Source organism: Fibrobacter sp. UWH1, assembly GCF_002210365.1.
Lineage (GTDB): Bacteria > Fibrobacterota > Fibrobacteria > Fibrobacterales > Fibrobacteraceae > Fibrobacter.
Genome location: NZ_MWQG01000067.1, coordinates 1 through 8,552, shown reverse-complemented (window position 1 = coordinate 8,552; position 8,552 = coordinate 1). Strand labels below are relative to the sequence as shown.

The following is an 8,552-nucleotide window of genomic DNA, read 5'->3' as shown; positions in this document are numbered from 1 at the left end:
TTAGAGTATATTTCTAGGCAAGTTAAACAAATTTACTTGGCGACTTAAATTCGCCCTCCTTTATAATTCCCTAAACGTGTACGGAAAATATATGCTGTTGGCGGGTGGTTTGCCAATGGAAAAATGATTGCTCTAATGAAAAACGTTGTAGTGCTTTACAATGCAAAAAAGACCTCCGGAGAGGTCTTTTATAGGTTTAACTTTGCGATGGTCGCTACGTTACATTCCGGGAATCGTGATGGTGTAGCTGGCCTTGTGACCGGCTTCATCCTTGATCTGGATGGTGATGTCTTCGCCGGCGTCGGGGAGCTTTTCGCTTTCCAGGACGATTTCGCGAGGTTCGGAATCGTATTCGACTGCGATCCACTTGTTACCTGCCTTGACGGTGATATCGTTGCCGGATTCAATGCCGTCGTACTTATACATCAGGGGAATCCTGAGGGCTGTCTGGCGGGTGCCGCTGATGATCATGTCGGCCCAGTAGGGGAAGCCCAGAGTGGGTGCGTCGGGATTGTCGATGTTGGCAATGTCGCGAAGTTCGTTGGCGCTGGCGCAGCGCTTCTTGCCCTTGTTCTGCTTGCTGAAAATGAACCAGTTGCGGCTGGTTTCGCCCAGCCAGTAGAGCGGAGCGGAATTGTCGGGGTTTTCGATACAGACGTTCCAGTTCTTCAGCTGCAATCCCTTGGGGTGGAATTCGATGAAGTCCAGGCTGTCGGTGTGGTTGCGGGTGACTGCCAAGACGCGGATGGCGGTATCGCCTGCAACGGGAATGCCGGAAATCTTCTGGCTGATTGCTACGTTGCCCAGCTTGGTATTCCAGTTGATGCTGGTCTGGTATTTCTTGTAGGTGAACAGCTGGATGTCTTCGTCAACAGCCTTGCCATCGCCAGACTGAGAAGCGCTTGCGGAATAGTGGATGGTTGTCATGTTGGGGTAGGTGTCTACCACCTTGGCCAATGCGATAGGCTTGTGTTCAAAGACTTTGCACAGGTCTTCTGCGATGACACCGTCCTTTCCGATGGCGGAGAACTGCATGCCGTTCTTGCAGTTAAAGAAGTCGATCATGGGGCGGGCAATGGCCGTGAACAGCGGCGTTGTCTGAGTCTTTGTCAACTGCAAATCTCGATTGTCCTTGCACTTGGAACGGAAGCTGAATTTCTTCTTGGTGACGTTTCCTGCAAAGTCCTCGATTTCCATGGTGTAGGTGGAAAGGGGGGCAATCTTTGCGTTGATGTAGTGCCAGTCGCCTGCGGTGTCCGCCTCTTCTGTCCAGAGGAGCTGATTGCGGATATTGGTCATGCGGCTGAAACGCAAGGTATCCAGACGTTCGTCGAAAATCTTTTCGTCGTAACGCCACATGGTGATGCGGCGGACTGACATGGGATTTTCTTTGGGAGTGCGGCTGTAGTCGGCGATCTTTACCGCCAGATTCAGGCTGAATTCGTTCTTGACCGGGGTGACAATGCAGCCCTTTTCGATGGCTTCGGGGGCGGTGAAAGCCAATTCATTGTCCTGCCAGACGGCGGCGCCGAAAATCTGGGGGGCGATGGTGTCCGAAAATTCGATGTTGGACAGTGCCGGGTTGATGACGCGGTCGTTGTCCAGGCGGGTTTCGATATGAAGATGGGGGTTGCCGATGCCGGTGCTTCCGGAATAGGTCAGGACGTCGCCCTTCTTGTATGCGGTTCCCGGTCTGACGGTTACATCATTCTTCTTTGTGGCGTACTGCTGCTTGGATACCAGGTCGTCCAACACGCCGAAGCTGCTCTGGTGGGCGAATACCCAGGTCTTGCCGCTACGACCCTGGAAGTACATGGCCTTGCCGTAGCCGAAGGGGGAGACCTTCAGTTCCTTGACCACGCCGTCTTCGGGGGCGTAGATGGGCCAGCCTTCTTCCATCTGGGTGGAGTAATCCAGACCGGCATGGTAACGGGTTCCGCGATTTTCACCGAAACTTGAAGTCAAGTAGGCGTCCCGTCCAAAAGGATTGTATTTAGGTTCGACCTTGTTGGCGGCGGCTTCCCTTTCTTCCTTTTCGGCCTTCAGGGCGGCGGTGCTGCTGAAATCTTCGTTATTGACGGAGATTCCTTGCTGCTCCTTGACGCAATCTTCGTAGGCGAAGGCGTCCATGGTTTCTTCGTTGCATTCTTCGGCGAATGCGTGGATGGGGAGTAGCGCGGCCGCAAGGACCAGGGCTCCTCTCAGAAAATTGTTTGTCGTTAACCTAACCTTATTCATAGTGACAGGAAAGATACAAATTTGCTACAATGACTGCAACAGGCGTAGGGGAGGGATGGTGGAAAATCCGTTTCTCCCGGTAAACATCGAATGTGGTATAAAAGAAAAAGACCCGCATTTCTGCGAGTCTTTTTTAGTGGAGCTAAGGAGATTCGAACTCCTGACCTCCTGCATGCCATGCAGGCGCTCTACCAACTGAGCTATAACCCCATTCGGGTACGCCAAATATTGAAAATTATTTTGAAGTTGTCAAGGGGGAATGCAAAAAAATTTGATTTTTTTTGCAATTATGAATTACGAATTATGAGAAAACATAAGTGAATGCAAAAAAAACGCAGGTTTTACCCTGCGTCCTTTAACCTTTATCCTTTCCGCTTTACGCTTTCTCGATCTTCACGGATTCGATAATCACGTCTTCATACGGTGCGTCACGACGGTCGGTCTTAACGCCGGCGATTTCATCCAGAACTTCGAAGCCTTCGTAGAGCTGGCCGAAAACGGAGTAACCTTCAGCAGGGCCGCCGTTTGCCGGATGGTCCAGGAAGTGCACGTCTTCGCCATGGACGATGAAGAACTGGGAACCGATGGAGTGGGGCATCATGGTCTTTGCCCAGCTGAGTGCGCCGCGCATGTGGGTGAGGCACGGATCGTACTTGTCGCCGATGGTGGTGCCCGGACCCTTGGCGGAGTGGCCACCGGTACCGTTACGGTTGGTGAAGTCGCCGCCCTGGATCATGAAGCCAGAGATGATACGGTGGAAGGGTGCGCCATCGTACTTGCCCTGCTTGGCCAGTTCAATGAAGTTGGTTGCGCATTCGCCGACGCGTTCTTCAAAAAGACGCAGCTTCATCACGCCGTGGTTGGTGGTCATAATGGCGATGGTTTCGCCAGCCTGGGGCTTGTCCAGCTGATTAAAAGCCATGGAATATCTCCTGTGGATTATTGTTTTGGAACCCTCAAACGTCATTGCGTGCCGCAGGCGCGGCAATCCAGGTCCGAAATCGGGTCTACAAGGTTGTTTTTTACGCAATATATATATAAAAAGAAGAAATTTCCGAATATGCTCCCATTTTTTGCCGATTTCGGCAAAAATGCTTGACATTGTTTTTTTTTGTTTACATTTGTGTGAGCTGATTTTGAAATTCAACGAGGAGCAAACATGGAAGAAAACTTTACGACATTGGAATGTTTAAAGATTATTGAAGAACATTTTTTGTCGAACGTTAAATTCCTTTCTGATTTGCCCTTGAAAATGGCAGGGCATGTGAAGGTATATCGTTATATGCGTTATAGCCATTTGAAAGAAATGCTTGACAAGAAAAATTTGGTGTTCTTGTCACCCACCCTGTGGGAAGATAAATTAGAAAAAAGATACCTTGATACAGATTTTTCTTGTTACGGATTTGTTCCCCCACCGATTGCGTGTTTGTGCGTAACCACATCTGCGAACCAGAATTCTGCTGCGGCCTGGAAAATGTATATGCCAAAAGAAGAGGGACTTGATAAACCGTCTGACTTTCTTCGCGTGACGATTAGCTTTTACGATTTGCTGAAAAGTTTGAATTGTTGGGGTGTTGAAAATGGCTACGATTTCTATGTAGGTAAGGCGGACTATTCCTTTGGTCAGCAGGAAATCATTGACTTTGCAAAAAATAAGCAGATTTTTGGAAACAGCTTTGAGCTAAGAGATTGGTTAAAGCTACTGTGCTATAAAAGACCAGCCTTTTCTTTTGAAAATGAAATAAGGTTTTTTGCCGTACCGAAACAGGGCACTTCGACTTTAATGCAAGGGAACTTTCTTTTTCTAAATAGCATTGATTTGCGGACTGCAATTTCGAAAATTATGCTTCCTCCCGCAATGAAAGAAACCGATGATTGTTTGACTAAATATGTGGTATCTAAGGATCTTGATTTTCAAGAAGATCGAATTGAGAAATGTCGTTTATATGATGTTCCGGCGTGCCCCAAAATTCAAAAAATGTAACATAACCAAGGAAAAAATATGAAGTCAAAAATAATGAAAATGTTGGCTATCGCTCTTGCGTTGGCTTCTTTTGGCCTGATGGGATGTGAGTCTGAAAAGGCTGAATCAGGCAATGAGGTGATAGTCCCCTCCAGTAAAAAAATGAAAAATACAGATGGCACTCTGAGTATGACTGTAAAGGATGCTGATGGAAATGTGTATCCGACAACCAAGATTGGTCGACAGATTTGGATGGCGAAGAATTTAAACGTGAATGTTGAGGGTTCATTGTGTTTTGATAATGATCCTGAAAACTGTGTAAGATATGGGCGACTGTATACTTGGGAAATGGCAAAAAAAGCTTGTCCTACAGGTTGGCGCTTGCCAAGTGAAGATGAATTTGAAGAACTTAAAGAGACGGTTCAACATCAAGCAAGAATCCTTAATAAAACTATTAAGGAAGGAGCTCATTTGAGTGATTCTAGCTGGAGAGGTGGATTGGATACATACGGCTTTTCTGCTCTCCCTACAGGCTATCTACATGAAGCACGACCAGGCTTAAAGGATTGTACGCGATTCCGCCATGGGGAATCGGCCTATTATTGGTCTGCTTCATTGAACGACGGAAAAAAAACAGTCCCTGTTATGGATATTTTTTTAGGTGGTTCGATAATTATCGAGCATCTTGGTTCAGAGTACGATTGGGCTGGTGTTCGTTGTATCAAGGATAATGACTAGAAAAAAGTGTGAGGAAAAAGTGAAAACTAAAATGAAGAAGATTTTGGTTGCTGGTTTAGCGATGGCTTCGTTTTGTCTTATGGGGTGTGAACCTAGCGAGGATGCGGAAGGTCCTGTGAACATTACGGTGACAGATGCGGATGGAAATAAATATCCAACCATGAAGATTGGTCAGCAAATCTGGATGGCAAAGAATCTAAATGTGGATATTGAGGGATCTTTGTGTTATAGAAATAACCCGGCATATTGTGAAGAACTTGGTAGACTCTATTCATGGGATGCAGCTCAAAGAGCGTGTCCTTCAGGTTGGCATTTGCCTAGTAAGGAAGAATTTAATTCGTTTTTAGAGTCGGTTAAATTGAGGGTAGAGGAAAGTGTAAATGCAAAAAAATTGAATGCAGAACCGTTGAAAGATGGTGAGAGTAAATTTTACAATCATTTGCGTGATTCCAGCTGGGAGAATGGGTTGAATACCTTTGGTTTTTCTGTTGTGCCGACGGGATTCTACGACAGCGAGAATAATAAATTCAGGGGTTTGGACTACTTCATCAGCTATTGGACATCCACGGAAGGCGAATATCATGTTAGCGCATTTGCACAGTCTTTTCACAACGATAAAGTCAAAATTGAGAATATCTACAAGACATATTTCCATCCTGTTCGTTGTCTTAGGGATTGATTTGTCCTCAAATTTGTTGTTTACCGAATAAAAGGAATAACCAAATGAAATGCTCGATGAAATATCTTTTTGCAGGTGCTTTGGTTTTAATCTGCATGGGGGAGACCATGGCAGATTCTTTTACTGATTCCCGTGATGGCCAGACATACAAGACTGTAAAAATTGGTAAGCAGACTTGGATGGCTGAGAATTTGAATGTGAATGTTGAAGGTTCCGTATGCTATGAAAACAATCCTGCAAACTGCGACAAGTATGGCCGCCTTTATACTTGGGAAATCACAAAAAATGTTTGTCCTGATGGATGGCACTTGCCCAGCAAGGAAGAAATGGAAACCTTTATAGAGGCGGTGAAGGTAAGGGTAGATCAAATAGTAACCCAGAAAAAGTTGGATGCAGTTCCGTTGAGAAAAGGTGAAGATAAGTGGTACAACCATTTACGAGATACTAGCTGGAAAAATGGTTTTGATTCATTTGGCTTTTCTGCTCTTCCTGCTGGAGGTTACGACGGCAGCGAGGTGTTCGCTGGTTTGGACTTCGCCGTCGCTTTTCAGTCTTCAACGGAGCACCACAACCACCGCTCTTACCACCTGGCCGTCGGCGACAGCCTCGCAATCGTCGAACACGGCGATAAGAGCCTAGGAATGTCGGTTCGTTGTATTCAGGATGATTCGTCTTGTAGCATAGATGTTGGTAGTCTAAATACGAGCAAAGCTCGTTCAACTATTAAGACTCCAGGTAAAGAAGAAATCACTATTGTTGAGGCTGGTTCCCGTTCTGTAGCGGACGTTCTGAAAGTAGTCAAGCAGCGTACTCCGGGACTCCGCCATATTTATGACAAATTTGTGAAGAAGAACAAGTCGTGTTTCCAGGGTATGGTTGCCTTGAAACTCACTATTGATTCGAGTGGGTATATTACCAATGTCTCCATAGCATCTTCTACTACGGGTACTGGCGAATTTGATAATGAAATTAAAACGGCTGTTAGTAAATGGCGGTTCAACAATGTGGCATCCGGAAACACAGTTGTGACCATTCCGTTCGTGTTCGACATTCGGGAATAATTTTTCAAGAAAGTCTAAAGGACTCCAACTAGGCAACCATTTAAGGTGTGGAGCCTATAAACAAACGCTTCAGAGGTCAATCCCTTGGGGCGTTTTCTATAGGCTAAACCCAATTACTTCGTCAACGCACCGATTCCGTATAGGGGGACGTTCAATACTTTCTCGTTATCGCGGAACGGTAGCGTAGATGTCTTTACGGCGCGGTCGGGCTTAAATTTTTCGCAGAACAAGGTAAAACTGCGGGACTTCAAATTTTCGCCGGACTTGACTTCGATGGAAATTATCAGGCCGTCTTTTGGAAATCCAATCCCTAGGGCGTTTGCTGCATTATAGACACATGACCATGTACGGGGGGATGCAGATGATTCCGTCTTTTCTTTTGGAGAACGCCTTCGGATGGATGATGTAGCATTGTCCGATTCGCGTTCCGAATTTCTTTTTGAAATCAAGTAGAGATGTGGTTGTGTAATTTTTCGAGGACTTAACCTCTACTGGGTAAACCTTGAACTTTGTTTTACTTTCGTTTGATAGCAAAAAGTCTATTTCCATGGAATTCCTGTGGCTGCTCCTGTCGTATTCCGTATAGAAAAACAGTTTCCGTCCCTTGGAGCAAAGCATTTGAGAAACCACGTTCTCGTAAAGCATTCCTTCATTTAGCGACAGCTTGCCGTTCATGATGTTTTTATAAAGTTCTTCCGATGCAATTTCATTTTCGCTAAAGGCGTGACTCACCAAAAGTCCCGTGTCGCCCATGTAGCATTTTAAGGAAGATTCATTCTTGTTTAATGCAAACCCGACATTCGGATCATTGCACTTGTAGCATAGATTGCAAATCATGGAGTCGTCAAGCCAGAAGAACGGCTCGTCGTACCTGGAGAAAGTCGCATTTTGTGAATCGTCGATTTCGGTCAGTACAACTTTTTTTTCGTGGGAGGAAAGATAGCCTGGTACATTCTCAAAAATCGCGGACACCTTTGAACTATATCGTTTTGAAGCCTTCTTTATATCGTCTTTGTACAGTTCAATGATTTTGCGTTTTGCCTTGTCGCTTTCAAAAAAGCTGAGTTGATTTTCCTTGTATGCGACAATACTCTGTGGCATGCCGCCCACAAGCATATATTCCCTAAAAAGATGCATCGCCTTTTTGTGGAATTCTTCGTCAAGAGCTGTCTGTTCGTCAAAGCATTTCTTTATGTAGTCTAGTAATACTTTTTGATCTAGAGCTTCGGCAAATTCCTCGAAATCACAAGGGAACATTTTTAACTTTTGTTCTTCAGAGGGGATGGTTATGGACTGGACATTTTCCTTGATTGAAATCAACGAACCCGTTTCGACGATGTCGTAACGACCGTCTGCGACAAGGTACTTTGCAGATTGCCTTGCTTTGGGGAACTGCTGGATTTCGTCAAAAATAATCAGCGACTCTCGATTAAAAAGCTGCACACCATATTCAAGAGAAAGCGTCTGGTAAAAAACATCTAGGTTGTTTAGATTTTGATTGAAATTTTCAATAATGTTTTTGGATGCATTATTAAAATCAACAAGAATGTAGGACCGGTACTCCCGCTCGCCCAATCGCTTGGCGATGGTTGATTTGCCGACTCGACGCGCACCTTCTATCAGCATGGCAGTTTTACCGTTGGATTCCCGTTTCCACTCCAGAAGTTTTTTATAAGCCTTTCGCTGAATTTCCATAGAAGTAGCTCCTCTTACATAGTGCGCAGGGTAAAATATATAAAAATATACAATAGTGCGCAAAGTGTTTTGCGCGTAAATCACCTCATTAACGCACCGATTCTGTATAGGGGAATGTTCAATTGACCTTCCCTAAAAAAGGTTGACACTTTTGGGGTGTTTTTACTGACCGAGTTGA

The 8,552-nt window shown here is 45.3% G+C and carries 8 protein-coding genes and 1 tRNA gene; 4 read left to right on the top strand and 5 right to left on the bottom strand.

Annotation, left to right across the window (positions count from 1 at the left end; all coding sequences use genetic code 11):
* Window positions 1–219 precede the first annotated feature (219 nt).
* The 3 genes from B7992_RS15745 to B7992_RS15735 all read right to left on the bottom strand — a co-directional run bounded on the left by B7992_RS15745 (window position 220) and on the right by B7992_RS15735 (window position 3,160).
* Complete coding sequence (locus B7992_RS15745) at window positions 220–2,238, bottom strand: M23 family metallopeptidase (protein ID WP_073234000.1); 2,019 nt, start codon at window positions 2,236–2,238, stop codon at window positions 220–222.
* A 137-nt stretch (window positions 2,239–2,375) separates the two neighbouring features.
* A tRNA-Ala gene (locus tag B7992_RS15740) sits at window positions 2,376–2,448 on the bottom strand.
* Window positions 2,449–2,614: 166 nt separating this feature from the next.
* Window positions 2,615–3,160, bottom strand: a complete 546-nt coding sequence (locus B7992_RS15735) for a peptidylprolyl isomerase (protein ID WP_088666769.1) — start codon at window positions 3,158–3,160, stop codon at window positions 2,615–2,617.
* A gap of 237 nt (window positions 3,161–3,397) precedes the next feature.
* Here B7992_RS15735 and B7992_RS15730 point away from each other — a divergent pair, with 237 nt between their 5' ends.
* From B7992_RS15730 to B7992_RS15715, 4 genes are all read left to right on the top strand, one after another.
* Window positions 3,398–4,222, top strand: a complete 825-nt coding sequence (locus B7992_RS15730; protein ID WP_088666768.1) for a DUF2971 domain-containing protein — start codon at window positions 3,398–3,400, stop codon at window positions 4,220–4,222.
* 18 nt (window positions 4,223–4,240) lie between these two features.
* Window positions 4,241–4,939, top strand: coding sequence for an FISUMP domain-containing protein (locus B7992_RS15725; RefSeq protein ID WP_088666767.1), 699 nt, complete (start codon window positions 4,241–4,243; stop codon window positions 4,937–4,939).
* Window positions 4,932–5,618 carry an FISUMP domain-containing protein gene (locus B7992_RS15720; RefSeq protein WP_088666766.1) on the top strand — a complete coding sequence of 229 codons (687 nt, stop codon included), beginning with the start codon at window positions 4,932–4,934 and terminating at the stop codon, window positions 5,616–5,618. Before B7992_RS15725 ends, B7992_RS15720 begins: the two co-directional genes overlap by 8 nt.
* Before the next feature lie 107 nt (window positions 5,619–5,725).
* Complete coding sequence (locus B7992_RS15715) at window positions 5,726–6,679, top strand: TonB family protein (protein ID WP_176421979.1); 954 nt, start codon at window positions 5,726–5,728, stop codon at window positions 6,677–6,679.
* 113 nt (window positions 6,680–6,792) lie between these two features.
* Here B7992_RS15715 and B7992_RS16455 read toward each other — a convergent pair whose 3' ends face one another.
* Together B7992_RS16455 and B7992_RS15710 are read right to left on the bottom strand one after the other, a co-directional pair.
* On the bottom strand, window positions 6,793–6,930 hold the full coding sequence (locus tag B7992_RS16455) for a hypothetical protein (RefSeq protein WP_254917744.1): 138 nt from the start codon (window positions 6,928–6,930) through the stop codon (window positions 6,793–6,795).
* 76 nt (window positions 6,931–7,006) lie between these two features.
* The gene (locus B7992_RS15710) at window positions 7,007–8,374 is read right to left on the bottom strand and encodes an ATP-binding protein (RefSeq protein ID WP_088666764.1); all 1,368 of its coding nucleotides are present in this window, start codon (window positions 8,372–8,374) and stop codon (window positions 7,007–7,009) included.
* Between the last annotated feature and the right edge of the window lie 178 nt (window positions 8,375–8,552).

Excerpts from the sequence above, each read along its gene's own strand:
- B7992_RS15745 (WP_073234000.1), bottom strand. The coding sequence starts at position 2,238 with ATGAATAAGGTTAGGTTAACGACAAACAATTTTCTGAGAGGAGCCCTG.
- B7992_RS15735 (WP_088666769.1), bottom strand. The coding sequence starts at position 3,160 with ATGGCTTTTAATCAGCTGGACAAGCCCCAGGCTGGCGAAACCATCGCC.
- B7992_RS15730 (WP_088666768.1), top strand. The coding sequence starts at position 3,398 with ATGGAAGAAAACTTTACGACATTGGAATGTTTAAAGATTATTGAAGAA.
- B7992_RS15725 (WP_088666767.1), top strand. The coding sequence starts at position 4,241 with ATGAAGTCAAAAATAATGAAAATGTTGGCTATCGCTCTTGCGTTGGCT.
- B7992_RS15720 (WP_088666766.1), top strand. The coding sequence starts at position 4,932 with ATGACTAGAAAAAAGTGTGAGGAAAAAGTGAAAACTAAAATGAAGAAG.
- B7992_RS15715 (WP_176421979.1), top strand. The coding sequence starts at position 5,726 with ATGGCAGATTCTTTTACTGATTCCCGTGATGGCCAGACATACAAGACT.
- B7992_RS15710 (WP_088666764.1), bottom strand. The coding sequence starts at position 8,374 with ATGGAAATTCAGCGAAAGGCTTATAAAAAACTTCTGGAGTGGAAACGG.